Annotated in this window: 27 protein-coding genes and 1 rRNA gene; 7 read left to right on the plus strand and 21 right to left on the minus strand. The window is 45.6% G+C overall.

The genetic code is table 11. From position 1 onward, the window contains the following. A 16S ribosomal RNA gene (locus RIN81_RS13115) occupies positions 1-132 on the minus strand; the annotation flags it as partial. A gap of 446 nt (positions 133-578) precedes the next feature. Then, on the minus strand, positions 579-1679 hold the full coding sequence (locus tag RIN81_RS13120) for an AbrB family transcriptional regulator (RefSeq protein ID WP_309090862.1): 1101 nt from the start codon (positions 1677-1679) through the stop codon (positions 579-581). A 120-nt stretch (positions 1680-1799) separates the two neighbouring features. Between RIN81_RS13120 and RIN81_RS13125 the strand changes: the two genes are divergently transcribed. Continuing rightward, positions 1800-2672, plus strand: coding sequence for a LysR family transcriptional regulator (locus RIN81_RS13125; protein WP_309090864.1), 873 nt, complete (start codon positions 1800-1802; stop codon positions 2670-2672). 34 nt (positions 2673-2706) lie between these two features. Here RIN81_RS13125 and RIN81_RS13130 read toward each other — a convergent pair whose 3' ends face one another. The 9 genes from RIN81_RS13130 to RIN81_RS13170 all read right to left on the minus strand — a co-directional run bounded on the left by RIN81_RS13130 (position 2707) and on the right by RIN81_RS13170 (position 9764). Then, positions 2707-3351: an SDR family oxidoreductase gene (locus RIN81_RS13130; RefSeq protein WP_309090866.1), complete on the minus strand. Its 645-nt coding sequence runs from the start codon at positions 3349-3351 to the stop codon at positions 2707-2709. Between the two features lie 76 nt (positions 3352-3427). Then, a complete protein-coding gene (locus RIN81_RS13135; RefSeq protein WP_309090868.1) occupies positions 3428-3940 on the minus strand; it encodes an acyl-CoA thioesterase in 513 nt (170 codons plus the stop codon). Positions 3941-4020: 80 nt separating this feature from the next. After that, entirely contained in the window at positions 4021-4872 is an 852-nt protein-coding gene (locus RIN81_RS13140) for a Cof-type HAD-IIB family hydrolase (RefSeq protein ID WP_309090870.1), read from the minus strand. Further along, entirely contained in the window at positions 4869-5627 is a 759-nt protein-coding gene (locus tag RIN81_RS13145; protein WP_309090872.1) for an inositol monophosphatase family protein, read from the minus strand. Before RIN81_RS13145 ends, RIN81_RS13140 begins: the two co-directional genes overlap by 4 nt. A gap of 84 nt (positions 5628-5711) precedes the next feature. Beyond that, positions 5712-6695, minus strand: a complete 984-nt coding sequence (locus tag RIN81_RS13150) for an aldo/keto reductase (protein WP_309090874.1) — start codon at positions 6693-6695, stop codon at positions 5712-5714. 106 nt (positions 6696-6801) lie between these two features. Further along, positions 6802-7818, minus strand: coding sequence for a GTP 3',8-cyclase MoaA (gene moaA, locus RIN81_RS13155; RefSeq protein ID WP_309091061.1), 1017 nt, complete (start codon positions 7816-7818; stop codon positions 6802-6804). 19 nt (positions 7819-7837) lie between these two features. Next, a complete protein-coding gene (gene moaD, locus RIN81_RS13160) occupies positions 7838-8071 on the minus strand; it encodes a molybdopterin converting factor subunit 1 (RefSeq protein ID WP_309090876.1) in 234 nt (77 codons plus the stop codon). After that, positions 8068-8520 (minus strand): molybdenum cofactor biosynthesis protein MoaE, encoded by a 453-nt coding sequence (locus RIN81_RS13165; RefSeq protein ID WP_309090878.1) that lies wholly within the window; start codon positions 8518-8520, stop codon positions 8068-8070. Before RIN81_RS13165 ends, moaD begins: the two co-directional genes overlap by 4 nt. Continuing rightward, entirely contained in the window at positions 8505-9764 is a 1260-nt protein-coding gene (locus RIN81_RS13170) for a molybdopterin molybdotransferase MoeA (protein WP_309090880.1), read from the minus strand. The genes RIN81_RS13165 and RIN81_RS13170 overlap by 16 nt, the downstream gene beginning before the upstream one ends. 67 nt (positions 9765-9831) lie before the next feature. Here RIN81_RS13170 and moaC point away from each other — a divergent pair, with 67 nt between their 5' ends. Beyond that, positions 9832-10326, plus strand: a complete 495-nt coding sequence (gene moaC, locus RIN81_RS13175; RefSeq protein WP_309090882.1) for a cyclic pyranopterin monophosphate synthase MoaC — start codon at positions 9832-9834, stop codon at positions 10324-10326. 60 nt (positions 10327-10386) lie between these two features. Here moaC and RIN81_RS13180 read toward each other — a convergent pair whose 3' ends face one another. From RIN81_RS13180 to RIN81_RS13215, 8 genes are all read right to left on the minus strand, one after another. Next, entirely contained in the window at positions 10387-10887 is a 501-nt protein-coding gene (locus RIN81_RS13180; protein ID WP_309090884.1) for a MogA/MoaB family molybdenum cofactor biosynthesis protein, read from the minus strand. A 15-nt stretch (positions 10888-10902) separates the two neighbouring features. Further along, positions 10903-11922 (minus strand): ThiF family adenylyltransferase, encoded by a 1020-nt coding sequence (locus RIN81_RS13185; RefSeq protein WP_309090886.1) that lies wholly within the window; start codon positions 11920-11922, stop codon positions 10903-10905. 691 nt (positions 11923-12613) lie between these two features. Continuing rightward, a complete protein-coding gene (locus RIN81_RS13190; protein WP_309090888.1) occupies positions 12614-13681 on the minus strand; it encodes an ABC transporter substrate-binding protein in 1068 nt (355 codons plus the stop codon). A gap of 13 nt (positions 13682-13694) precedes the next feature. Further along, a complete protein-coding gene (locus RIN81_RS13195; RefSeq protein WP_309090890.1) occupies positions 13695-14474 on the minus strand; it encodes an ABC transporter ATP-binding protein in 780 nt (259 codons plus the stop codon). Positions 14475-14478: 4 nt separating this feature from the next. Next, entirely contained in the window at positions 14479-15285 is an 807-nt protein-coding gene (locus tag RIN81_RS13200; protein WP_309090892.1) for an ABC transporter permease, read from the minus strand. A gap of 146 nt (positions 15286-15431) precedes the next feature. Beyond that, positions 15432-15737, minus strand: coding sequence for a GIY-YIG nuclease family protein (locus RIN81_RS13205; protein ID WP_309090894.1), 306 nt, complete (start codon positions 15735-15737; stop codon positions 15432-15434). Positions 15738-15752: 15 nt separating this feature from the next. Continuing rightward, a complete protein-coding gene (locus RIN81_RS13210; protein WP_309090896.1) occupies positions 15753-16499 on the minus strand; it encodes a DUF2087 domain-containing protein in 747 nt (248 codons plus the stop codon). 105 nt (positions 16500-16604) lie between these two features. Next, positions 16605-18065 carry a glycoside hydrolase family 32 protein gene (locus RIN81_RS13215; RefSeq protein WP_309090898.1) on the minus strand — a complete coding sequence of 487 codons (1461 nt, stop codon included), beginning with the start codon at positions 18063-18065 and terminating at the stop codon, positions 16605-16607. 449 nt (positions 18066-18514) lie between these two features. On the opposite strand from RIN81_RS13215, the gene RIN81_RS13220 reads away from it, so the two are divergent. From RIN81_RS13220 to RIN81_RS13235, 4 genes are all read left to right on the plus strand, one after another. Beyond that, complete coding sequence (locus tag RIN81_RS13220; protein WP_309090900.1) at positions 18515-19513, plus strand: LacI family DNA-binding transcriptional regulator; 999 nt, start codon at positions 18515-18517, stop codon at positions 19511-19513. Positions 19514-19657: 144 nt separating this feature from the next. Continuing rightward, positions 19658-21097: a sucrose-specific PTS transporter subunit IIBC gene (locus tag RIN81_RS13225; protein WP_309090902.1), complete on the plus strand. Its 1440-nt coding sequence runs from the start codon at positions 19658-19660 to the stop codon at positions 21095-21097. A gap of 61 nt (positions 21098-21158) precedes the next feature. Further along, positions 21159-22631, plus strand: a complete 1473-nt coding sequence (locus RIN81_RS13230; RefSeq protein ID WP_309090904.1) for a glycoside hydrolase family 32 protein — start codon at positions 21159-21161, stop codon at positions 22629-22631. 1 nt (position 22632) lies between these two features. Continuing rightward, positions 22633-23619 (plus strand): carbohydrate kinase family protein, encoded by a 987-nt coding sequence (locus RIN81_RS13235; RefSeq protein WP_309090906.1) that lies wholly within the window; start codon positions 22633-22635, stop codon positions 23617-23619. Positions 23620-23647: 28 nt separating this feature from the next. Here the strand turns inward: RIN81_RS13235 and RIN81_RS13240 are convergent, their stop codons facing one another. Then, complete coding sequence (locus RIN81_RS13240; RefSeq protein ID WP_309090908.1) at positions 23648-24664, minus strand: C40 family peptidase; 1017 nt, start codon at positions 24662-24664, stop codon at positions 23648-23650. A gap of 181 nt (positions 24665-24845) precedes the next feature. Beyond that, positions 24846-25208, minus strand: coding sequence for a YidH family protein (locus tag RIN81_RS13245; RefSeq protein WP_309090910.1), 363 nt, complete (start codon positions 25206-25208; stop codon positions 24846-24848). A 185-nt stretch (positions 25209-25393) separates the two neighbouring features. Here RIN81_RS13245 and murB point away from each other — a divergent pair, with 185 nt between their 5' ends. After that, positions 25394-26290 carry a UDP-N-acetylmuramate dehydrogenase gene (gene murB, locus RIN81_RS13250; RefSeq protein WP_375164554.1) on the plus strand — a complete coding sequence of 299 codons (897 nt, stop codon included), beginning with the start codon at positions 25394-25396 and terminating at the stop codon, positions 26288-26290. Positions 26291-26303 lie beyond the last annotated feature (13 nt).

A 26303-nucleotide genomic window follows, 5' to 3' on the forward strand; every position in this document is an offset into this window, starting at 1 on the left:
CAGGTTACCCACGTGTTACTCACCCGTCCGCCGCTAACTTGAACAGAGCAAGCTCTGTCAAGTCCGCTCGACTTGCATGTATTAGGCACGCCGCCAGCGTTCGTCCTGAGCCAGGATCAAACTCTCCAAAAAGTGTTTGACTTGCTCATTTGTTTCCATTAAAACACGGGGTGTTTTTAATGGAAGATAAAAATTTAAAACGTTGACGTTTTTATTGATTTTGTTCAGTTTTCAATGTTCAATTCGTTTGCGCTATCTCTGCGACAGCTATAATATCATATCATTAATCACTTTTCAATGTCAACAACTTTTTTAAAGTTTGTTTATTTCATACTGAGAAGTTATTAACGAAGATACATCACTTTATCATACCTCTCAAATCTAGTCAATCTTTTTGGAAAGATATTAACCAAAACCGTTTAAGATTTTCATGTTTTGACTTACTGTTCAAGCGACGGTATTAAATATAACACTTTTACTTTTTAAAAGTCAAACCTTTTTTAAAAAAAGACTAAAAAATAACTCTGTTTTTCTTCTCTTCTACTAAAGAAGAAAAACAGAGTGAAAAGTTAATCGTACTAAACGGATGCATGAGAATGAGTTTCTTTTCTTGTCTCCCACGCGTGCAGCATTCGGAATACTGGCGGCAGCACGAGGATCACCGCAATAATACGCAAAACTTGAACAGCTACAACAAAAGTCGCATCAGCATTGAGAACGACTGCGGTAGTTGCCATTTCCGCTACGCCACCTGGCGCAAATGCTAAAGCAGCCGTCATAAACGCGAGACCCGTTGCTTTTGACACGATATACGCGCAAACAAACATAGCGCTAATAAACAGAACCGTACTAATAAACGCGATAGCAATGGTCTGCTTTAACCCATAAAACATTTCTTTTCGAAACCTTGAGCCAATGGAAGCAGCAATCACAATTTGCGAAAGGATCATAATTTCATGCGGCCAGTAAGCCTGCATATCGTATCCGACCGCAGAAGATGTACCTGCCTGTACAACTGCTGTTAACAGCATGCCTCCCAGCAGCCAGGGGGCAGGAAATTTTAATTTTTTTCCGACATGGTAGCCCGCATACGCTGTTACAGCGAGGACCGCTGTCCAGCCAAAGCTGGTCCATTCAAATACAGAAGGAGCTGTTTGCGCAGCAGGAGCGGCAGATGGGTGAAATACGAGGACCGAAACAACGATAGGGATAATAAAGATAACCAAAAACACACGCATCGTCTGCAAAATGCTTACAACCGCTGTATTAGCCCCTACTTCTTCGGCAATTCCCGGCATAGCCGACAAACCGCCAGGAGCTGTACTGAAAAAGCTTGTCAGCATATCTGTTTTGCTAAATTTCCACAAAACCATACCTGACAGGAGCGAAAATACAATCGAAAGCAGGAGCATAATGATAATAACCGCCCAATCCTTTTGAAAAACAGTAAGAACGGAAAGATTGATTTTTTGACCAAGCTCAATGCCTAAAATACATTGACCAGCATAAAGCCAGTATTTCGGAACGCCTTTCTTTCCTAAAACGTTTGGCTTAGTGAAAGAAATAAGCATGGCGGCTAAAAGTGTGCCGAGCATCCAGCCAATCGACAGGCCAGTCATGGAAAGCAGCAGCCCTCCAATAGCGCTTATGGCAATAAACAGCCATTTTGTTTCTTTCATGGTGACTCCTTCTTTCTTCTTGTTCTACTATTTACTATAATGAAAAAAGAGAAATAAATAAAATATCGTTTTTCTATACTTAACAATAAATATTGATTATACCTGTAAGGAGACGGTCAAATGGATGAACGCGACTGGCTTATATTACAAACGCTGCATACACATAAAAATATTACAAGCGCCGCGCGGTCGCTTTATATTTCCCAGCCTGCTCTGACAAACCGGCTGAAACAAATGGAAAAAGAGTTTGGCGTGCAGATTGTCACACGTGGAAGGCGCGGTGTACAGTTTACACCGCAGGGAGATTATTTAGCAAAGTGTGCAGACGATATGATTCACCGCATGCAGAAAATCAAAGAAAACGTGTTAAATATGGAAAATACGATGTCCGGCACACTTCGTCTTGGTGTCTCAACTTTTTTTACGGATTATAAGCTGCCGGGCCTTTTAAAAATGTTTAAAGAAGAATATCCAAATGTCGAGTTTAAAGTTGTGACAGAATGGAGCAGCCATATTACCCATTTAATACACAACCAGGATGTACACGTTGGATTCGTCAAAGGCGATTACGGCTGGAAAGACCAAAAGCGCCTCCTGTTTGAAGAAACCATCTGTGTGGCATCGAAGCATGAAATTGACCTGGAGAACCTGCCTGACCATCCGAGAATTGATTACAGGACTGATCAAGGACTGAAAATGGTCGTCGATAACTGGTGGGCAGAGAATTATGCGAAACCACCTTTAATCAGCATTGACGTTGACAAAGCCGGCACGTGCAAAAACATGGTGGCAAACGGTCTCGGCTATGCCATTTTGCCAAGCATGATTTTAGAAGACATCGAGAATCTCCATAAAATCCCTTTAAGGCAGCCAAACGGGGAGCTGATCAAGCGGAAAGGCTGGATGTTTTTTCATGAGGAATCGCTTGAATTAAATATTGTCAGAGCATTTGTTGAATTTATTGAACGAATTGATCTTAAAGCCATTCATTAAAAACAGCTCTCCTGTTTCACAGGGAGAGCTGTTTTTAAATTTGTTTTAACGCACTGCTGATCGACTTTTCTCCAGAGATCAGATCAAAGGAACGGTTAAACGTATGTGCCTCGTCAAGTGCATGAAAAACGACCGACGCTACGTCTTCACGCGGAATGGAACCGCGCTCAAGCTGTTCGCCCGCCTCCACTCTGCCTGTACCTGGTTCATTCAACAAGCCGCCAGGGCGCACAATCGTATAAGTCAGTGAGCTTTGTTCAACTGCACGGTCTGCATAGTGCTTCGCTACATAGTAGGGAAGCATCGCTTTATTCCAGTTTTCGCGATTGTTCGCTTGCAGCGCACTCACTATCACAAATCGTTTTACTCCGATTTTTTCGGCTGCTTCCACCATTTTTGCTGCTCCGTCCAAGTCAATCAAAAGCGTTTTATCTGGACCGGTGTGACCGCCGGATCCAGCGGTAAAAACAATCGCATCACAGCCATACGCCGCATCTGTCAGCTCATCTACACTGCTTTCCAAATTGGCAACAACTGCTTCTACTCCTTTTTCCTTCAGCGCTTCCGCTTGTTCTTCCTTGCGTACCATAGCCCGCGCTTCGTGCTTCTCACTACTCTGCAGTAGCCCGATTAATTTTTGCCCGATTTGTCCGTTTGCTCCAACTACCAGCACTTTCATTGTATATGAGCACCTCTTTCCAAATCATTTCCTGCTCATTATTTCAAAAAAAGGAAGTGGGATCAAACGAGACGACTTACGACTCTAATTTGTCTGTCGTTAAATAAGCCGCTAATTCTTTACTGTCCTTTTTCCGCTCTTTCCGCTTTTGTGCCCGCATTGGTGCCGTTTCATTCAGCTTTTTTTCTTCATTCGTAACAGGGATCACACCTGGAACAGGAGCCGGACGCCGTTTGTCATCCAGGGCAACAAACGTCAAAAAAGCAGTAGCCGCGATTTTTCTCGCACCGGTTTTTAAATCTTCAGCAATAATTTTAACAAAGACTTCCATCGAAGAACTACCTGTCCACGTCACAAACGATTCAAAGCAAACCGAATCGCTCGGGCGGATCGGATGTAAAAAGTCGACAGAATCGGTTGAAGCCGTTACACATTCCTTCCGGCTGTGACGCGCAGCTGAAATGGACGCAACCTGATCCACATCACTCATCAGACGTCCCCCAAATAATGTATTATGGTTGTTTACATCGTTTGGAAAAACCCGGCTTGTCCGCACGACACGAGATTCTCTGCATTTTTTCGGCTCCATTGTTTATCACTCACTTATCCTTAATTTTAGAAATATGCGTTTCATTATAATCCCAAAATACGTATAAAGAAAGAAGGATTTTACAAGAGCTGGCGAATCGCATGAGCGACGCCAAATTCGTCGTTGGCGAGTGTGACAGCCCCCGCTTTTTCTTTTACTCCTTCCGGCGCATTGCCCATTGCCACACTCCGGCCGGCGGCTTCAAACATCGATATATCATTGAAGTTGTCGCCGATCGCCATTGTTTCTTCTGTTTTCACACCAAATTGATCAGCCAGCTTCCGAACAGCATTTCCTTTTGAAACATCCGGATGCATAATATCGAACACATGACTCGCTGAAGCCGCCAGAGCAAGATCACGCCGGCCCGCATAACGGTCCCATGCTTCCTGCAATTTTTCTTCATCATAAGAAAAAGCGAGCAAATTAAAATACTGATTCGTTTCCTGCAGTATCTCTTTATAAGACGTTACAAAATGAAAAGGTTCCTGACTAAACTGCCGCTCGGCCGCTTCTTTCATTTCCTCACGGTCCGCATGCGGGTTGGCGGTTAGAATACGGTCCATTTCAACTTTCACCAATTCATGGCCATTGTTCGGTGAAAAAATGCTTTGTTCCGAAAATACCTCGTAGTAAAAGCTGCGCGCTTCAAAATAAGCGAGGATCTCTTCTGCCTGTTCCCGGCTTAAGGAAACAGCCTGGACACAGGTTCCGGACGGGTCATGTATTGTCGCTCCGTTCGCGCCGATAATCCAGGTGACCAGTCCAGCCTCCTTCATAAGCTTTGAAGCATCCGGGTATGAGCGTCCAGTTGAGATGACAACCTCTATTCCTTTTTTCTGCGCTTCGCGTATCGCTTCTATATTTTCATGCGGAATCTTATTTTGGCTGCTGAGAAGTGTTCCATCCATATCTATAGCAATCAGCTTCATTTTGCTTCCTCGAGTAAAGAAACGAGTTTGTCAGCCGCCTGTTTCTGTCCAAACATCGTATACGGACCGGCTGCTGCCATTACACCTCCTGCTTCTGTTACAAGAAGCTGACCTGCCGCAATATCATAAAAAGCCGGGTTCATATAAAGTGCAGCATCCCATTTTCCAGCTGCAATGTATGCGAGCGTAACAGCTGCTGTGCCAATAATGCGGACGCGGTATACATCGTTTACAATCTTCGAAAGCAGATCGAGCCGCTGCACATTCGCTTCTTTGTTACCGTCTTTCGCAAAATCGCTATGTGAAACAAAGGATTCCGCCAAAGGAACATTCCTTACACGAATCGGTTCACCATCCTTAAAAGCACCGCCGCCTTTTGATGCCCAATACGTTTCATCCAGCCCTGGCAGATCAATGACTCCGACAATCGGTTCCCCTTTGTATGTAAGCGCAATGGAGACACCATACTGCGGTACGCCGATGCTGTAGTTAATCGTTCCATCAATCGGATCAATTACCCATTCGTAGTCACTGTCCGCCTCAATCACTCCAGCTTCTTCACTGAAAATGCGATGTTCTGGATACTTCTGTTGAATTCGTTCGATAATAAGCTCTTCAACTTTGATATCCATTTCCGTAACGAAATCCTTTGCTGCTTTGATTGTCTGTCCGCCCGCTTTCCCGGCATTCGGCCGTAAAAAAGCTCCCGCTTCCTTTCCAAGCTCAATCGCAAACGCAGTATACTCCTCGTACATCTAATCGCTCCTATCCTTATATGTATTAATCGTATCATATCAAAAAAAGGGCCTGCTCCTCCACCGTTGGAGAGCAGGCATCCATTAATAAACACCACGAATATGCTGTTTTACTTTTTCATCATAAAACGTTTTGACCCGCTCCTGCTCTTCCTGTGTGAAAGAAGGTGTGTGGAGCGCCCGCAGGTTTTGCTCGACTTGCCGCGTGTTTTTAAATCCGGGAATGATGCACGTTACTTCCGGATAATCGAGTATCCAGCGAAGAGAGGCCTCTGCCATCGATCCTCTTCCTTCTGCAATCCACTTTAATTCATTTGAAAGCTCAACGCCTTTTTGAAAGCCAAGCCCCGCAAAGGTTTCACCAACATTAAATGCATGTCCATCATTGTTAAAATGGCGGTGATCGTCCTCTTCAAATGTATCGCTTTGCTTGAACTTGCCCGTCAGCAGGCCGCTCGCAAGCGGAAGGCGGACGATAATACCAACGCCCTGTTTCTTCGCTCTTTGAAACAGCTCTTCCGCAGGCTTTTGGCGAAAAAGGTTGAAAATCACCTGCAGGCTTTTGACGTGTGGGTGTTCAAGGCACAGAAGGCCCTCTTCGACGCTCTCTACACTGACACCGTAGTGCCGTACTTTCCCTTCTCTTTGAAGGCAGTCCAAAACATGAAAGACCTCGCCTTCCTCCAAAATCTTTGTAGCCGGACAGTGAATTTGATACAAATCAATTCTCTCACGCGCCAGTCTTCTTAAACTTGCTTCGCAATACGTACTGACTTGTTCATAAGAATAAGTTTCCGGCGCATGAATATCGCCTTGGCGGCAAAACTTCGTTGCAACATAAACCTCATCTTCTCTTCCTTTGGTGGCTTTGGCCAGCAGCCGTTCACTATGGCCGTCTCCGTAAACATCGGCTGTATCAAAAAAATTCACACCCTGTTCCATTGCGTAATCCAGGGATTTTAATGATTCTTCATCTGTCGTTTTTCCCCAAGAGCCGCCAATTGCCCACGTACCAAAGCTGATTTCGCTTACCTTCAATCCCGTATTGCCCAGTTCGCGATAGTTCATCATGATCCTCCCTTGATTAAGAAAACGCTTTTATAAAAGTAAGTATACGGGACAAGCCGATAAAACAAAAGCGCCGGCCCCCTGATCAAAGGAGCCAGCGCTGCTTTTATCCGCCAATATAAGACATGCCAATTTTTTTACGGCTTTTCGCCGTTTGCTCTGTCCGCTCATCAGAATAGCGGTCTGTCCGCTTTTCCCATACACCTCGAATAGCCCGAGCCAGCTCTTCGTCTGAAGCCCCGGAGCGCAGCAGTTCCCTTATATCAAACCCACTTGTCGCAAACAAGCATGTATAAAACTTTCCATCCGATGAAAGCCGGGCGCGTGTGCAGGAAGAACAAAACGACTCAGAAACAGAAGGAATAAACCCAACTTCTGCTTTTGCATCTTTATAACGGTACCGTCCGGCCACTTCACCAAAATAAGCCGCTTCGGCTGGAATGAGTTCTTCTGTTTCGCGAAGGTGGTCAAGAAGCTCCCTTTTTGTGACGACTTGTTTAAAACTCCAGCCGTTGTCTGTGCCTACATCCATAAATTCAATAAACCGGAGAGTGATGTCCCGCTTCTTAAAATAAGCCGCCATCGGAGCGACTTCATGATCGTTCACACCTTTTTGCACGACCATATTAACCTTCACTGTAAATCCAAGTGACTGCGCGTAATCAATATTTTGAAGAATAACGTCCGGTGAAACTCCCCGGCCATTCATCTTCCCGAACGTTTCTTTTGATAACGCATCCAGACTGATGTTCAGCCTCCGAAGCCCTGCATCGAACAACGATTTACCATGCTGCTTCAGCAAAAGTCCGTTTGTCGTCAGACCGATGTCTTCTAGTCCGTCAAGCGCTGACAGCATGCGGATTAACTCCGGCAGATCACGACGCAGCAGCGGTTCTCCGCCTGTCAGCCGCACTTTCTTAACGCCAAACCCTATAAACAGCGCTGCCAGCCGTGTGATTTCTTCAAAAGAGAGAAGCTCGCTTTTCGGCATAAACGCGTAATCATCACCAAAAATCTCCTTCGGCATGCAATACGTACAGCGAAAGTTGCACCGGTCAGTTACGGAAATCCGCAAATCACGCAATGGACGCTGAAGTGTATCGGTTATGTTCAAAGCGCTCAGTCCTTTTTCATAGTTTTGGTTATCCCCCGCTTACCGGTGGAATAAAAGCTACGTGATCACCTGGGTGAACAGGCTCACCTTCGAGTACATATTCTTCATTAACCGCTATTTGCACAGCGGAAAAATCAAACTCTGGATACGATGTTTTGACCCACTGCAGCACATCTGCTGCAGTGCCGCTCTCCCATGCAAGCTCTTCTTCGGCTTTTCCGGCCGCTTCTTTTAAGCCCGCAAAATAATGCAGATAAATCATGCTTTTCCTCCTTCCGGTTTATAAGCTTGATCGCCGATCCATTCTTCTCCATCTTCCCATATTTCTTTTTTCCAGATTGGGACCACTTTTTTGATTTGCTCAATCGCGTATTCATTCGCTTCATAAGCGGCTCTTCGATGCGGAGAGGAGACAGCGATAATCACCGCAATGTCAGAAATAGCAAGCTCGCCAATCCGATGAACAATCGCTACGCGTGAACCTGGCCATTTCTCCATAATTTCATCACCGATTTGCGCCAGCTTTTTTTCAGCCATTGGTACGTATGCTTCATATTTTAAGTACATTGTCCGCTTTCCATTTGTCCACTCACGAACTGTACCAGCAAACAGTGTAACCGCACCTGCTCCCGGGTGCGTGACGTAATCCATATATGGCGCTCCGTCAAGCGGCTCTTCTGTTACATGAAATGGTTTTAATTCAGCTCCCATACTGCTGCTCCTTCCTCCGATCCAATGATCAGTACATCTACTTCATCACCTTTTTGGAATCCGCGCGTGCCGCCTGGCAATACGATAAACGCGTTTCCTCTTGCAATCGATGTGACCGAGTTCGATTTATTAAATCCCGCCGGGCTGACCACCGCACCTGATGGCGCGGATGTATAAACGGCCCGAATGAACCGGTTAAACGGATTTGGCTTTTTAAAATCTGCCGCCAGTACTGCCTTCTCATAAGGTAAATACGGCCGGCCGCTCCCCATCATGGAAAGAAGAGCGGGACGCACAAAAAGCTCAAAGCCGACAAAGCAGGCAGATGGGTTTCCAGACAAGCCAAATAAAAAAGTATCCCGCGCATGAGCAACCGTTGTAACACTGCCAGGACGCATCTGTACTTTATTAAATAATACCTCAGCTCCGAGACGGGCGTACACGGCCGGCAGGAAGTCAAAATCACCTACCGATACTCCACCCGTTGTGATGACCGCATCACATTCATTAATTGCCGCTTTCACCATATCAAAGCAGGCATCCTCATCATCGGGAAGCGAACCAAGCAGCCGGCACTCTATGCCCATTCGCGCCAGCTGAGCGGCAATCATAGGACCATTTGAGTTACGGATTTTCCCCGGCGCAAGCGGCTCATGGACGGCAACAAGCTCGGTGCCTGTTGCCAGCAGCCCGACGACCGGCTTTTTCGCTACACGTACCTGTGCGTATCCGAATGTTGCCAGGACAGCAATAACGCCAGGCTGGATAAAAGTGCCGGCTTTGACGATGATCTCTCCTTCCTGTGCATCTTCTCCTTTTAACGATACGTTTTCAAGCGGTTCAAATGGCTTACGAATGGTGAACATGTCTTCTGTGATCACTGTCTGTTCCAGCATCACAACAGCGTCCGCTCCGTCTGGCAGCGGTGCCCCGGTCATGATACGAACTGCTTCTCCCTCGCCGACTGTATGCGGCGACACAGCTCCTGCGCCAATATGATCAATGACGCGAAACTCAACACGCGACTCGCCAGAGGCACCTTTTGTGTCGGCAGAGCGGACGGCAAATCCGTCATACGGAGAACGATCAAACGGAGGCACATCGTGACTGGCTCGAACCGGCTCCGCTAAAATCCGCCCGTATGCTTCATGAAGCGGTACCGTTTCTTCTGTTAAATGTGTCACCCGTTTCATCACTCTCTCAATCGCCTCTTTTACTGCAATCGGCTGTCGCTTTTCAACCATTCTCTTTTCCTCGCTTTCTTTTCCCCATGCTATACTGAGATTATCTATTACCTGAAAGGATGTTTGTATGTCTGAATTCACGCATTTTAATGAGCAGGGACGCGCTAAAATGGTGGATGTTTCCGAGAAAGCGGAAACGGTCCGTCTTGCTGTCGCTCATTCCTCTATCGAAGTAAACCAATCTATTTATGAGCAGATCACGCAAGGTACAAATAAAAAAGGGGATGTCTTCGCGGTTGCCCAAGTAGCCGGCATCATGGCCGCTAAACAAACCTCTTCAATTATTCCCATGTGCCATCCTATTCCTTTAACCGGCGTTAATATCACGTTCCATTGGAAAGTGGACGAAGCAGCCGGCCGCTTTGTTGTATTCATTGAGGCAGAAGCAAAAACAAAGGGTGTAACCGGGGTTGAGATGGAGGCATTGACTGCCGCTTCAGCCGCTGCGCTCACTATTTATGATATGTGTAAAGCATCCGGGAAAGAAATGGTGATCGGTCCAACGTATTTGCAGAAAAAATCAGGCGGCAAAAACGGAGACTATGAGCGCGGCCGCGGTTAAGCGGCCGCTTTTCCTTTCCTCTACCACCGAATGAAAAGCTCTACACTTTTTATGTCCCTTTTATTTTCTAGCTTCATGAAGCAAATGTGCCGCTTCCGGCAAAATCAACTTCCGCATCGCTAGATCAACCGCCCCGAGCGAGCCCGGCAGAGCAAAAAGCAGTTTTCCGCCTTTAGCTGTTCCCGCTAACGCTCTGGATAACATCGCTTTTGTGCCAATATCTTCTGTGAAACTTAAATAACGAAAAAACTCTCCAAATCCCGGAATTTCCTTTTGAAGCAGCGGCTTTACCGTCTCAATAGTAATATCCCGGGATGCAATGCCAGTTCCGCCTGTTACAATGATCAAATCAATCTGATCATCTTCAAGCCACTTTCCAATCATCTCGCCCACTGCTTCCTGTTCGTCCGGCACAATAGCATACCGCGTTGTTTGATGGCCGTTTTCTTCCAGAAGAGCCTGAATGTGAGCACCGCTTTTATCCGATTCAACGGTTCGTGTGTCGCTCACAGTCAGAACACCGGCTGAACATGACGTTTCTTTCCCAAAATCAACTGACATTTCTTCCGCTCCCCCTTAACTGAAAAGCTGGTTATAAATTTTTAAAGCCTGCTTAGCGTCCTGCATTCCATGAAAAAACAAACGACCGTTTTCAAACAAAACAATTCGATGTTCACCAAACATAATCTGCAAAAAATAAGGCGTCCGCTTATGTTTCAACCGCTGTTTCCGGGCTATTTTCTCTCCGTCTTCAAGTGTCAGCGTCCGGCCGGCACCAGGTGTCAGCTGAATGGTGTCACGGCCACACAATAAAGCCGCCTTTGTTTCATCTGACCGGCTCAAAGCCGGATACGTGCGTTTCGCTCCGCACGACAGGCAGTTCGGCCGTTTCATTTTCTTCACACCGAATGCGTGCTTTTCATTTGTCCATGTGTCAATTCGCAGCATATCACGCCGTATATAGTCAGCGTTCCCCGTCAACCACTTTAGTGCTTCAGCACACTGAAAAGCTGCAGTTATATATACAGCCGGCGCAATCACACCGGCTGTGTCGCATGTTTCAGCAGAAGAGGGAAGTACCGGCAGCAGGCACCGAAAGCAAGGGCCTTCTCCAGGGATAAATGGCATAACGACACTCGTTGCACCGACGCAGGCCCCATAGATCCAAGGAATGCCATGCTTGACACTTGCATCGTTGATAACAAGACGTGTTTCAAAGTTGTCGGTCCCGTCAATCAGTAGATCACTTCGCTGTGCCAGCCCTTCAATGAGCGCAGCATCTGCATGATCCATCCACGTTTCCACCGCGACCTCGCTGTTGACGGCCGCCAGACGCTTTTTCGCCGCTTCCACTTTTGGCATCATATCGCGTGCATCCGCTTCTGTGTAAAGCGGCTGCCTGTGCAGGTTAGACATTTCAACATAATCACGATCGACAAGCAGCAGCCGGCCAACACCAGCGCGCGCCAGTGTATCTGCCGCGGCAGAACCGAGCGCCCCGCACCCAATAATCGCGACCGTTGACTGCGCCAGCCCTTCCTGGCCTTTTGTGCCGATCGGATAAAATTTTTGCTGCTTTGCAAACCGGTTTTCCATTTTCCCGCTTCCTCCCTGACGCTTTTCCCATCTTTACGGATAGATCACTGTGTGCTTTTAACGGCTTCGTTTGATTCTTTTATTTTACCATAATCTTTTTCGCGCAGTCAGACAAAAGGATAAAGGCGCCTCGCAGCGCGCGAAACACCTTTATCTTTTTGATAGCGTAAACTTATCAATGGCCCGCCGAAGTGTATCAACAACGAGGAAGCTTTGCTCTGAATCAAAGCGCACTTCTTTAATCAGCTCAGTCATTTTCCCTGCCGACCCGTTCACCTGCTCGACTGTCTGCGCGTTTTGTGCATTGCTTCTTATTCATACAACGAGTGCGGACGGTTAGAATAAGAGCCGATAAGGCGGCGGGCGCACTGCTTAATAGATACACTTGCCCTACGAATAAAGTGGTAAAAGCACATGTGAAGATGCCTCTTCACTGCTTTTTGGAAACAAATGGGGAAGCCGGCCGCACCAAGACTCCTGCGGGATGAACAGTGAGCCGGGAGATCCTACAGGCGTACGCGCCGAGGAGGCTCCCGCACTGCCCGTGGAAAGCGAAGTCCGGCCGGCTTTCCACTACCGGCTCCTTTTAAGAAGCGGTGCTTCCCGACAAGCAGCCTGTCCATTTTCTTTATGAAAGAAAAGACTGACGACTTTGCCGCCAGCCTTGGACCAGGTATTTATATGCAAGCCTTTATTTATAAACACCAATGATCTCAACCGCTTTTTCTGTAACGGTCGTATTAATCGCTTTGTCAAAATCAAATTCGCCGCGGATGGCTCCATTTTTCTTGTACATATCATATTGCTGGCGGATATCGTCTACGAACATTTTTCCATTTGGATCAAGGCCTGTTACATACACTTCTTCCCACACTGCTGCATCCTTCAAAGAAGTATACTTGGTCATAATGTCAATGATCTCTTTCTTGCCTTCTCCTTTCTTAAAGGCATCATTATAGTCGCGGACTCCTTTTAAATAGGCAGCCATAAAGCGCAGAGAAACATCCTTTTGTTCGTTAATAAACTGCGGCGAGCCAAGCACCATGGCGATTTGCGCTTTCGGGGCAAAGTCCGTTGCATCACCGAAGCGGATATGAATGCCTTCCGATACGCCCTGTGTAATGAGCGGTTCAATTTGAAGCGCTGCATCAACGGAGCCATTTTCGATAGCTGCCAGCATATTGCCGAAGTCCGGCATTAAAACAAACTCTACGTCGCTCTCCTTTAAGCCGGCGTGCTCGAGCATTTTCCGGAAGATATAATCATCAACCGCATGCTCGGTGGATACCGCTACTTTTTTTCCTTTTAAATCGCTGTAATCTTTAATTTCATCTTTCTTGTCTGCGCCAATCACGAAAGTAAAATACGATTTTCCTTTTTCATTGTGCCCTTTGTCAGCGATAATTTTCACATCGATTCCTTGAGCAATGGCGTTAAAGAATGAGGCGGAAGAAACCCCTCCCGCAATATCTACTTCACCGGATGCAAGAGCGGGAAGCATATCGTCACTGTTAGCAAACGTCGCAAACTCCACTTCAATGTTGTAGTCCTCAAAATATCCTTTTTCATTGGCAATGTAAAATCCAGCACCGGATGCCGAACCGTCTTCCGCTATAATGACTTTTGTTTTTTCTTCCAAAGGAGCCAGATCACCGGATGGATTATTCTTACTTACTTCATTCCCTACACTAGATGGTTTTTCTTCTCCACAGCCCGCTAAAAGGAACATAACACCTAACAATCCAAGCCACTTTTTCATTCCGATGCTCCTTTCATTCTCTTGATCCCTGTACTTCTTCCTGCAGGTGCTTCCATATTTTTGAAAAAGCAGCAGTCATGTCCGGATTGGACCGGATATCTTCAAGCTTTCTTGGCCTTGGCAGATCAATGCGGACATCAGCGGCAATACGGCCGGGCTGCGCGCTCATCAACAGAACCCGGTCACTTAAATAAAGAGCTTCATCGATACTGTGCGTGATAAAAAGAACCGTTTTCTTCGTTTCGGACCAAATCGACAGCAGCTCCTCCTGCAAAATAAACCGGTTCTGTTCATCGAGTGCCCCAAACGGTTCATCCATGAGCAGAATCTCCGGGTCGTTCGCAAAAGCCCTGGCGATGCTGACCCGCTGCTTCATTCCGCCCGAAAGCTCTTTCGGATACATTTTCGCGAATTTCTCCAGTCCCACTTTCGCCAAAAAATATTGTGTTTTTTCTGTCACATAGGATTTTGGCAAGTGACGCATATTCAAACCGAAGGCGACATTTTCTTCTACTGTCAGCCACGGCAGAAGCCCCTTCTCCTGGAACACCATCGACTGGCTCGGACGACCTGCACCACTTTTTTGAATGTCAAAACGGCCGGCACTTTGTTTTTCGAGACCGGCAATAATACGGAGCAGTGTGGTTTTTCCGCATCCGCTCGGTCCGACCAAACAAACAAATTCCCCTTCTGCGATATCAACGGAAATCCTCTCAATAGCGGTTGTACTGTCCTGCTTTTTATAAAAAACTTTCGTCAGCTCGCGTATGGATATTTTTGGCTTATCATTCATCTAATCACCTCCACGGAAGTAACTTTCGCTGCAGTGCACGCAGCAGCAGGGAAAAAAGATAGCCGAAAAATGAAATTAAAATAAGCCCGACAAACATGTCTTTGAGCAGAAACGCATTATACGATGTCCAAATTAAGTAGCCAATTCCCGACCGCGCTCCCATCATCTCAGCCGCTACAATGGTTAACAGAGCAATAGCCTGCCCCATTTGAATTCCTTCAAGCATAAAGGGAAGTGAACCAGGCAGGGCAATTTTTAAAAAGAAATCTTTACGGCTTGCGCCATAGTTTTTAGCTACGTCCAAGTACATGGAATCAATGGAAAGAACACCAGCCGCTGTATTGATCACCACTGGAAAAAAGACACTCCCTGCAATCGTCACAACTTTCGACGTTTCACCAATGCCAAACAAAATTAAAATGATTGGCAGCAGCGCAAGTGTGGGGATGGGCATAAGCGCCATAATTAGAGGAGAAAGAAAATGCCTGATTGGTGCATACAAGCCCATGAACAGACCGAGGATAATACCGGGAATGGCTCCAAGCAAAAAGCCCGCAAAAATACGAAACAACGAAATCCGAATATGCCCGAACAGTTCACCGCTTACAAGCATATCAACAAACGTAGCTGCAATAGCGGTCGGCGGCGGAAAAAACCGTGCATCGATTAAGCCGCTTCGGGATAAAAATTCCCAGATCAGCAGAAGAAAAAGTGGAGAAAAAACAGTTAGGGCCGTTTTTGCTTTTTGCCGTCTACGTTCCTTCTTCCATTCCTGTTTTTCGGTTTCCACCGGATTGTGTAAAACTTTCATGTTCACCACCTCTTCCTACCAATAATATGCATGCTTTTAAAAGTGTGTTCCCACCAAAAAAGCCGGCCTGCTCGCAATTGAGCAGGCCGGTTTTTTTGGTATTTACTTATTTAATGGATTCGATCTCCACCATATTTCCGTTTTTATTAGAGCCCGTTATAACCCTTTTCTCCATACAGCTGTTTTTCAGCAAGCCATTTTTCCTCCGGCTTTTTCAGCTGCTCAAGAATCGTAAATTGAAAAGCTTCTTTTCCAAATTTGTTCCATTCTTTCTGTAAAGCCTTGTTTGTGCTTGAACCTGCTTCCAACTCGAACTTCCGCCCATTCAACGTTTTAAAATTCCGGGTGCTGCCAATAAAGATCTTTTGATTGATCGTATTTTTTATTTCATACACGCCTGCTTCTATCTCCATTTCTTTAAACTGCTGTTTCAGTTCTCTTTTTCTCTCCATTTTCAATGCCTCCCCTTATTCATTCACCCAATATTCACTTCCGTCCGGCTTGCGGTTTAAAAAGCCATATTCAATTAAGTATCTTCGTATTTTGACGTAATCATTGAAAATAGCGAACAGGATCTCGTTTGTTTCTTTTTCGCTATACACCTGGCCTGCTTTGAACTTTTTCGCCATTTCCCGCATGATAACGAGCCGCTGTTTTTCTTTTGGCGGAAATGCGAGCAAAATCCCTTCTGGCATAAACTTTTGAATCACCTTTTCCTGTTCCTCTTCTGTTACGTTATAACGGCTGTCAACCATTCTAGCCTGTTTGTGGGAAGGGACGACAACAGGAGCATGGGCATCCCTTTCATTTAACAGCTCCATCACTGCCAAAAACATTTTAGCCTGGCGTTCTTTTTCTTTTAGTACAAAACGATGGTTTCGGATGGTGGAAATACTTCCGATCCCCATTTCCGCTTGTATTTCTTTATTGTTTTTCCCCTCGTAAAAAAGGCGCAGCAGCTTATTTTGATGTTCGGTAAGCCCCGTCAGCTTTTTATCCATTTTCATGATATAGTCAAAAACAGAGACGTGTTCTTGGTTAATGTGAGCCTGCGTATACCGCTCCGCGTCATAGAGCTTGTCTTCAACCGGATAAATGATCCCTTTCTCAATTCTTTTTCCGCACAAAAGGCAGGTAAAAAAATCAGTTTCTTCTACGTAGCCTTTTTTCAATTCTTGAATCGACGCATTCCAAAACATTGCTGAAGTATTCATAACAAACAATTCCTTTTTACGTTTATTTATTTATAGACATATTAATAAAACGTCTATTTTGTGTCAATAAAAAAACCACCTATTTTCTAGGTGGTTTAAAAACATTTATTCCTGTTTCCACACATCTTTCAGTTTCCATGCCGCGAACGAAACGAGCCTCGCTTCGCCGCCGTCGGCAAATAATTGAACCTTCGTACTTTTTTCATTCGGATAAATACGTCCGGTCATAACTGCTTCTCCGTCATTCACAAACACTTCAACCGAAGAACGATCGACAAATATATGCAGTTTCACAACAGCTGATGCTCCAATTTTTGCCCTGCGGATACCGCCTTCCCCTTCACCAGATGAATGCCGGTCAAAAGTAATGGCTTGATCAGCTGCATCAAAGCGGATCGTCGTTTTTTCCCGGCTGTCTTCTGAACATCTTACATGCAGACCAAACGACGTGGCACTTCGCGCTTCAAATTCCGCTTTGATTTCCAGACGGTCGCCGGATATATGGAACAGCTGTGTCCCGGAAAGAGGCATTGGACCGGCAATCGTTTTTTCCCGTCGCAGTTTTTTCAATTCTTCTACAGGCTGCATCACAAGCCGTCCTGATTGATTAAAGGACAGCTGGCGCGGAATCGTCAGCGCCCCTGCCCAGCCATGTGCCTGTTCCGGCATAACCGCCTCCCACATATTCATCCAGCCGAATACAATCCGCCGTCCCTGGTCATCCTCAAATGACTGTGCCGCATAAAAATCAAAGCCTTGATCAAGCTCAGTAAATTCACTGTACGTGAATGCAGCCGTTTCGTAATCCAAATCGCCGATCAGCGTTCCGGTCTGGTAAAGGTTTTGATAACGGTCGCCGGAAGCTTCAATGCCTTGCGGTGAAACGAGAAGCACATGCCTGCCCTCAAGCTCGAAAAAGTCAGGACATTCAAGCATAAATCCAAGCCTACCATCGCTTTTTATAATAGCTCCGCGATCCTTCCATGAAAAAAGATCCGCCGACTCATACAAGTGTACACTGCCAAGCTTGTCCTTTTGACTGCCGATAACCATATACCATTTCTCTTTATACTTCCACACTTTCGGGTCACGAAAATCAGCCGCGGCTCCCCGGGGAGGAGCAGAAATAACCGGGTTTTGTGGATGCTTCTCGAAATGAATGCCATCTGTGCTCGTTGCGATACACTGGACCTCTTTTATTCCGTCTTTATCTTCTGCATGCCCGGTATAAATGAGCGTTAATATACCGTCATGATCGACTGCACTGCCGGAAAAACAGCCGCTTCTGTCATATTCCTCATCAGGTGCAAGCGCAATCGGCAAATGCTCCCAATGAACAAGGTCACGGCTTTTCATATGCCCCCAATGGATGGAGCCTGGCTTTACGTCATACGGGTGATGCTGATAAAACACGTGATAGTCACCCCGCCATTGAATAAGGCCGTTTGGATCATTTATCCAGCGGGCCGGCGCCATAATATGATAACCGAGCCGGTACGGACTGTGTGCTGCCCGCTTTTCGTCCTGACGAAAAGCGCGATGTGCTTTTTCAATTGCTTGTTTCATTGATTCCGCCTCCTTTAAATGCCCGACAGCACTTTAAAAGTCATCTTTTATATGTATGGGAGCCGAAATATCCGCATACATCCGTTCAGCCTTTCCTGGTATATCGCCTGTCAGCTCCCTCGCAGCAAGCCATGAACTTTTAGAACGCGAAAGCGGGGTATTTTAGTTATTAACCACCCGGAAGTCATGGCGAACGGCTTTTTTTCTTTTTGTAACAAATGCCAGGCAATTTTGTGTGCTTTAAAATGAAACTTCTCAACTTCCTTAAACCTTTCTTCGTCATTTTATAGCGCTTACATTTCATCATAGTCGATTTTTTTCTGTATTTCACCCCAAACGGTGTGAACCGCTTCGCTTTCATTAAATTCTCTTTCTGTATTTCGCTTTCTTTCGTTTTCTCCCTTCTCTTCAATCATGTATAGTAGAAGATAGAAACGGAGTGGAATTTGATGAAAACCATCGCAGATATTGCCAAAATCGCCGGTGTCGCAAAAAGCACTGTGTCACGGTTCTTAAATGGCGGTTCGGTCAGTGAAGAAACAAAAAAGAAAATTGAACAGGTCATCAGTGAAACAGGCTATACACCGAACGCTTTTGCCCAGAGCTTAAAAGCGAAACAAACAAATATGATCGGCACAATCGTTCCCCGGCTCGATTCCTACGCTACTTCCCGTACGTTGATGGGGATTGATGAACGGCTTCGCGAATTAAATTATCATATGCTTGTTTCCAATGCGGGACAAGATCTCCAGCGGGAAATTGAAAGCATTTATACACTCGCCAAACAAAAAGCAGCGGGCATTATTCTGCTCGCTACCCAAGTAACAGATGCGCATTTACAAGCGTTTCGCACCATTGATATCCCGGTTCTTCTTGTCGGCCAGCAGCACGAAGAGGTATACAGCCTGATCCACGATGATGAAACAGCAGGTTACGCCATTGGTAAATACATTGCCCAGCGCGGCCATAAAAAAATTGCTTTTCTTGGGGTCGGCGAATATGACGTAGCAGTCGGAGTCAAGCGAAAAAAAGGAGTGGCCCAGGCGTTGCACGAACATGCGGAAGAAGTAGAAGCCCGCTTTTTTGAAACGACTTTTAATATGACTGACGCTGCCGAAAAAGCAGAACAGCTTTTTGATGAATTTTCGCCTTCAGCGCTTATTTGTGCCACCGATAATATTGCTTTCGGAGCCATGAAAGCAGCCTACCGAAAAAAACGGTATGTTCCAAAAGATATTTCCATTACGGGTTTTGGAGGCTATGAGGTAACCGCTATGATGCATCCTTCTTTAACAACCGTCCACATTCATTTTAAAGAAGCCGGCCAGATGGCAGCGGATCATATCACCAAGCTGATTAAAGGGGAAGACATTCCAAAATTGGCCTATTCGCGATTTGAACTTGTTTTACGAGAAAGTGTTGACATCCGTACAGATCATCTTTTATAATCAGGTAGAAACCGGTTCCAATTCCGGTTTTCCTATTTACTCGTTCTTGGAACCGGTTCCCCTTTTTATTTAATACTTACGGGAACCGGTTCCAAATAATCTTACACGTATCGGTTATACTTTACCTACAAAGGAGGAACTCCAATGAATTACCCTCAAATTGCACGCGAAACGCTTGAAGCGCTTGGCGGAAAGGAAAACATTGCAGCAGCCGCCCACTGTGCCACACGCCTTCGGCTCGCCCTGCATGATGAATCGATTGTCGATCAGGAAAAACTCGACGCGATGGACAGCGTCAAAGGGACTTTTTCTACCGGCGGTCAATACCAAATTATTTTTGGCTCTGGTACCGTTAACAAGGTATACGCAGAGTTTGCCAAGCTAACTGGTACTGGCGGCATGTCAACAGCTGATGTGAAAAGTGCCGGCGCCAAGAAAATGAATCCTCTCCAGCGGTTTGTAAAAATGCTGTCTGATATTTTTGTACCGATTATTCCAGCCATCGTTGCCGGCGGTCTGTTGATGGGAATCAACAACCTACTCACAGCACAGGGACTGTTTGTAGAGGGCAAGTCACTGATTGAAGCTTATCCAAATATGGCTGATTTAGCAGCTCTTATTAATACATTTGCCAATGCTGCCTTTGTATTTCTCCCTATTTTAATTGGTTTTTCTGCAACCCAGCGCTTCGGCGGCAACCCTTATCTTGGCGCCACGCTCGGTATGCTGATGGTGCACCCGGATTTATTGAATGCTTATAATATTGCAGATGCTCTAGCTAAAAATGAAATTCCTGTCTGGTCTATTTTCGGATTTGAAATTGAAAAAATCGGTTACCAGGGTACGGTTCTTCCTGTTCTTGCTGCTTCCTTTATTCTGGCTAAAGTGGAACTATCTCTTCGCAAAATTGTTCCATCGCTCTTCGATAACTTACTGACGCCGCTTTTAACAATTTTTATTACAGGTATTTTAACGTTTACACTTGTAGGTCCGCTTACTCGTACAGCCGGCAACCTGCTGTCCGACGGTATGATCTGGCTTTATGATACGACCGGTTTTGTAGGAGGCGCCCTGTTCGGCCTGCTTTACGCACCTATTGTCATCACCGGTATGCACCACAGCTTTATTGCCGTTGAAACACAACTTCTTGCGGATATAGCAAAAACAGGCGGCTCCTTTATCTTCGTTGTAGCGACCATGTCAAACGTCGCTCAAGGAGCGGCTACACTTGCCGTCTTTATGAGAACAAAAAACAAAAAGTTAAAAGGAACGGCTTCTGCTGCAGGTGTTTCAGCCCTGCTTGGCATTACAGAACCTGCCCTGTTCGGAGTGAATTTAAAGCTTCGCTATCCGTTTATTGGTGCGTTGATCGGTTCTTCTGTGGCAACGGCGTATGTGACATTCTTTAAGGTAAAAGCGATTGCACTTGGCGCAGCCGGTCTTCCGGGCATCATTTCTATTCAGCATGAAGGACTTGTTCAATATGTGATTGGAATGATTATTTCGATTGTAGTTGCTTTTGCTGTAACGATGCTCCTTGGAAAACGTGATGAGAAAAAACAGGCTGTGCAAAAAGCAGCATAACATTTAGGTGGAGAAGATTTCTCCACCTCCTTTTCATTTTAATAAGTATGAGGTGATCAGATTGCAATGGACAACAGAACAGCGTTATACACGACTTGAAGACATATCTAAATCAGAGTTGGCTGCCTTAAAAAAGCAGGTGGATGGTTCCCCGTGGCGGCAAACTTATCATATTCAGCCCGAAACAGGATTGTTAAATGATCCAAACGGCTTTTCTTTTTATAATGGTGAATATCATTTATTTTACCAGTGGTTCCCGCTTGGTCCTGTTCACGGCATTAAATATTGGTATCATACAAAATCAAAAGATCTCGTTCATTGGGAAAATGCCGGTATCGCGATTCGGCCAGATAGTGACCTTGACAGTCACGGTGCTTACTCTGGCAGCGGTATCGTGCACAATGACCAATTGTACTTAATGTATACCGGCAATACACGTGATGAGCAATGGGTACGGCATCCAAAGCAGAATATTGCCATTATGGACAAGCAGGGCATTATTCAAAAAAAGAAAAAACCAGTGATTCATGAAGTGCCTCCCGGCTATACCGATCATTTCCGCGATCCAAAAGTATGGAAAGAAAATGGGCTTTTTTATGCCATTATCGGTGCCCAGCGGACAAACCTGACGGGCTGCGTCGTGCTCTACAGCTCCCCGGATATGGAAACATGGACATTCGAAGGCGAAATTAAAACTGCTCTTCCCCACTTCGGTTATATGTGGGAATGCCCCGATTACTTTACAATTGATGGACAAGGTGTCCTTGTTTTTTCACCGCAGGGCATTGCGCCGAAAGGCGATTGCTATCATAATATTTATCAATCCGGCTATGTTCTCGGGAATCTTGATGTTGAAACACAAAGCATAGATCATAGCGTATTCGCTGAGCTGGACCGCGGCTTTGATTTTTATGCACCGCAAACAATGGAAGCGCCGGACGGACGGCGTATTTTAGTCGGCTGGATGGGACTTCCTGAAATGTCTTATCCAACGGATTCACATGGCTGGGCGCACTGCCTGACCCTGCCCCGGGAAATCGCCATTGAAAACGGGCGGCTTATGCAAAGACCAGTCCGGGAGCTTGAGCGCCTGCGCGGTGTTCAAATGGAAGCTTCAGCTGATCTTTGTGATGAAGTACAGACTTTTGACAGCTTCAGCGGTACAGCTTTTGAAATGATTTGTTCGTTTGAGCTGGAGGATGCAGATTCATGCGGAATTGAAATTCGCGTAAGCGAAGAAGAAAAAACCGTTATTACGTACGACGCCCTCAAGCAAAAGGTCCATTTGGATAGAACATATTCTGGTGCGCTTACAGATTCGCCATATGGAACTGTGCGCAGCTGCTCGTTAGCGGGGGACAAAGTGACGTTTCGTTTATTTGTGGATTCCTCTTCCCTTGAGCTCTTTGTAAACGATGGAGCCGAAGTTTTTACAAGCCGTATTTTTCCAAGCAGGGAATCGGCAGGCCTCCGCTTTTTTGCAAAAGGCGGCCGCGCGTCATGCCAGGCGGTAAAATGGACGATAGGAGAGTAAAATGAGTACATTATTTTCGATTGGAGAAGTATTAATTGATTTTATCCCACAGCAAAAAGGGCTGGCTCTTAAAGATGTCGTATCCTTTGAACGCGCACCCGGCGGAGCCCCGGCCAATGTGGCCGCTGCCGTTTCAAAACTCGGCGGGCACTCCGCCATGCTAACGAAGCTTGGCTCCGATGCATTCGGTGATTTTTTATTGGAGAAGCTGGTTGAAGCAGGAGTGGAAACCAAGCATATTATCCGCACGAGTGAAGCCAATACGGCTCTTGCGTTCGTTTCCCTCCGTGAAGATGGTGAACGGGACTTTTCCTTTTACCGGAAGCCTTGTGCAGATTTGCTGATGACAGCAGACGAAGTGGACGAATCCTTGTTTCACTCCGGTGACATTCTGCACTTTTGTTCCGTCGATTTAGTTGAAAGTCCAATGAAGCATGCGCATATTAAAGCAATCGACCGGGCTAAACAGCGCGGTGCTTTCATCAGCTTTGATCCCAATGTGCGGCTTCCGCTTTGGGAGGATCCGAATGCGTGCCGCGAAACCATTTTAGCATTCATACCCAAAGCGCATCTGATCAAAATTTCGGATGAAGAGCTTGAATTTATTACAGGTATTTCAGAAGAAAAAGCGGCTATTGCTTCCCTGTTTACAGGAGATGTAAAAGCGGTGGTGTATACACGCGGTGCAGCAGGTGCCTCACTGTTTGTAAACGGAAAAGAATTCCAAGCAGCCAGCTTTGCTGTACAGGTACAGGATACGACTGGTGCCGGGGATGCTTTTATTGGCGGCTTTTTATTTCAGCTGCTTCAGGCTGGTGCCAATTTAGAAAACGTCTCCTCTCTTCTTGAGCAGCGTGGAGAAGAAATCGTCCGTTTTGCCAATGCAGCCGGAGCCATTACGACCACCGGCAAAGGAGCCATCTCTTCTCTGCCTTCCCTGCAGCAAATAGAAAACATGCTTAATGAACTTCATTCAGATACAAAATAAAAAGCACTGCCCGTTTGGGCAGTGCTTTTTATTTTGCGTTCATCGCATTATAGATGGCTACTGTAAATGCTTCACGTGTTGCATCGTGTGTTCCATAGAACTTGTCGCCTTTAAAAAAGCCGGTTTTATCAATAGAAGTCATAGAAACGATGCCTTCGTATGCCCAGTGGCCCGCCTTAATGTCTGTATACACCACATTTGCTGCCGCCGTTTCGGACACTTTTAAGTTAAAAGCACGCTGGATCAAAGATGCCATTTCGTTTCTTGTCATTTCTTCTTCTAAGCCGAATGTTTTATCTCCATAGCCATTCATAATTCCCGCTTCATGAACCGCTGCTATATCTACAGCAAAACGGTTTGTTTTCGGCACATCTGTAAAGTAGCTCATTTTTTCTGGTTTCAAGCCACGTACACGGTTGATAATGGCTGCGGCTTGTCCACGCGTTATTTTTTCGTCTGGCGCGAATGTATCAGCCGTAAATCCATTAATAACTCCCTGTTCCGTCAATGATTTAACCGCATTGTACGCAAGATCTGTTTTTTCTATATCTGTAAACCATTTTGGTGCTTGTTCTTCTTCAATCACACGTTTAGCGCCTGCATACTTTGGAGACCAGTATGGATCACCATCTAGTGGAACAAGCGCGATGCCTTTGCTTGATGTGGCATTCAATACTTGATTGTTGCCTGCATACACCCCAACATGAGAGATGCCTTTTTTATATGTGTTAGCATAAAAAACAAGATCGCCAACCTGAAGATCGCTTTTGGCTACTGCTGTGCCCACCTTGTACTGTTCACCTGTTGTGCGCGGCAAAGAAATATCAGCAGCATGTTTATAAATATATTGAACGAAACCGGAGCAGTCGAATCCTTTTGGCGTTGTGCCGCCAAACACGTACTCTACACCCATGAACGTTTTCCCAAAAGCAACAACTGATTCACCAATGGACGCGGCTTCTGCTTTAACAGATGCCAATGAGGACACGCTAAAAAACAAGATGACCGCTAAAAATGAAAAAATTGCTTTCTTGCAGCTGTTCACTATGTACCTCCTAATTTCCCATTCTTTTTTATCTATCTAATTCCTCATAAATCTTATTCTAGCAAAAATAAACATTACGATGTTTTACGTTAAAATTACAAATTTCGATCTTTTTGTAATAATTAATCCTTATTTTTCCTTCAAAACCTCATAAAAAAAGAACTGGGGAGCAGCAGTTCTTTTAAGAAAAAGCAAATGATATATACACTCCGAACAGCAAAATTAAAGTGACAATGATCCCTGTCAGGAGCAAAATACTCGCTTTTTCAGGCTTAAACATTTCGTTGTCTATCGCTTTGGCTTTAATAAAATAACTACGTGTAGAAAAAGCAATGACGAGCAGTCCTGATAGAATAGCAGCAAATCCGACTATGTCTGCCAAGAGATCGGCACGTGTCGAATGCCGGGACAAAAAACTAAAATGAAGGTTGCTGATTAAAAACCCAATTCCTATAATGGCAATGGCCGTTCTTATCCATGCCAAATAAGTGCGTTCATTCGCCAAATGCTGCTGAACAAAAGCAGCGCTTTTTGTTTTTGTCATTGTGTCGATCTCCTCCTCTTCAACCGTTTAAGGCAGGCACCCATTTGTCTATACTTACATACAATACCCTGAAAAATGGGGAACATTTCTCAAATCGTGAAAGATCATTAACGAATTCCCTCATATCCTTTATAATAGAGAGGATTATGAGAAAAGGAAGGTGAGCAGCTATCGATGCGCTGCAAATTGCAAACGACTTAAAGAAGAAAGTGGATGAGCAGTCTGTGTATCCACTGTTTCCATTGTATAAGCACACATACACGAAAACAGGCGGGGTAGCCGATGTTTTCATTAAGCCTAAACATATAGACGATCTACAAACCGTTATACATTACGCAAAAGAACACGCACTTCCACTGACGATTCTAGGAAACGGATCAAACGTGCTTGTCCGGGATAAAGGCTTGCGCGGCATCGTCATTGCCCTTGAATACTTTGACCAAATTCATGTGGACGGCACAACGATTACCGCAGGAAGCGGGGCAAAAATTATTGATGTTTCCCGTACAGCACTCGATCATCATCTAACGGGCCTTGAGTTCGCCTGCGGCATTCCGGGTTCTGTAGGCGGGGCTCTTGTCATGAATGCCGGCGCTTATGGAGGCGAGACGTCAACGGTGCTGAGAAAAGCAACGGTTCTTTCTTATGACGGTGACTTGATCACGCTTGGGAAAGATGATTTTCACTTCGGCTACCGCAAAAGCATTTTCACAGAAAAGGACTACATTATTCTAGAAGCGGTGTTTGAATTAAAACCAGGCCGTTTTGAGGAAATTAAAGAAGCGATGGACACTTTTACTGCGCTCCGCGAATCAAAACAGCCGCTTGAATATCCGTCCTGCGGAAGTGTATTTAAGCGCCCGGCCGGTTATTTCGCTGGCAAGCTGATTCAAGACAGCGGCTTGCAGGGAACCCGGATCGGAGGCGCGGAAATTTCTAAAAAGCATGCCGGCTTTATTGTAAACGTGGACGGCGCTTCTTCTACGGACTATTTAAACTTAATCCGTTACGCGCAGGATCGTGTACGCGAAAAATTTGGTGTAGAACTTGAAACAGAAGTAAAAATTATCGGCGAAGATTAATCAAAAGCCGCTT

This window comes from Domibacillus sp., from assembly GCF_031181085.1.
Classification (GTDB): Bacteria; Bacillota; Bacilli; order Bacillales; family Domibacillaceae; genus Domibacillus.